Consider the following 1,093-nt stretch of genomic DNA (forward strand, 5'->3'; position numbering starts at 1 on the left):
CTTCGCGGAGGCTTTCGGGCCGAAGCCCGGCGCCGAGATCCGCGAAGCCGTCGAAGGCATGCGCTTCCTCGAACCCGAATACCGCGTGTGGGGCACGTTCGACGGCAGCGGTCTTGTGGTGCGGTCACCGGAGATGGTCGATTTCCATCCGACCAACAAGACCGTCAACGTCATTCCCGTCGCGCAGATGCGTGAGGCAGCGTCCTACGCCACGGTTGCTACCCAGACCGTCGGTGTCTATCCGGCGGCGCGGAAGGCCGAGATACGGGATCTGCTCGCCACGGCCGGCGTCCAGCGGATCGTGCGACTCGGCAGTGCCCTCAAGGGCAGCATGGGTGGCCCGCACGACGGCATGTACCCGCTGCACCGCTTCGTCAACTGGGTGGTGGACGACGATGCGTGAGCACGGTGCGACCGGAATGGCGCAGCGGGTCCTCGGGAAGTCCGGCATCCGCGTGAGCGAGCTGTGTCTGGGCACCATGACCTTCGGAACGGAGTGGGGATTCGGAGCCGACGAGGCGACCTCCCGCGCCATCTACGACGAGTACCGGGCAGCCGGGGGCAACTTCGTCGACACCGCGAACAACTACACCAACGGTGCGAGCGAAGAGTTCCTCGGCCGGCTGATCGCGTCGGAGCGTGACGCGGTGGTGGTAAGCACGAAGTACACCCTGCCGACCGACCCCCGCGACGCGAATTCCGGGGGAAGCAACCGGAAGAGCCTGCGCCGCAGTGTGGAGACGAGCCTGAAGCGGCTCGGCACCGACTACCTCGATCTGCTGTGGGTTCACGCGTGGGATCGGTGCACGCCCGCAGAGGAGACGCTGCGCGCACTCGACGATCTGGTGCGGTCGGGAAAGGTGCTCGCACTCGGGGTGTCCAACACGCCAGCATGGGTCGTCTCCCGGTCGGACGCCATCGCCGAACTGCGGGGCTGGACCTCGTTCTGCGCGCTGCAGGTCGAGTACTCGCTCGTCGCGCGCACTCCGGAGCGCGACCTGCTGCCGATGGCGGACGAACTCGGGCTCTCGGTGAGCGCCTGGAGCCCGCTCGCCCGTGGGCTCCTTGCCCGCGACCACTCCGAAGAAAGCTT

General features: G+C 67.4%; 2 protein-coding genes. Both read left to right on the plus strand.

The features are described from left to right. The coding region (locus AB0H50_RS35600; RefSeq protein WP_357461687.1) for an acyl-CoA reductase at positions 1 to 403 on the plus strand (403 nt) is incomplete at its 5' end. Further along, positions 396 to 1,093 (plus strand): aldo/keto reductase (locus tag AB0H50_RS35605; RefSeq protein WP_357461689.1); only part of this gene is annotated, 698 nt, incomplete at its 3' end. The genes AB0H50_RS35600 and AB0H50_RS35605, both read left to right, overlap by 8 nt.

The sequence above is a fragment of the Nocardia sp. NPDC050793 genome, assembly GCF_040654065.1.
Classification (GTDB): Bacteria; Actinomycetota; Actinomycetes; order Mycobacteriales; family Mycobacteriaceae; genus Nocardia.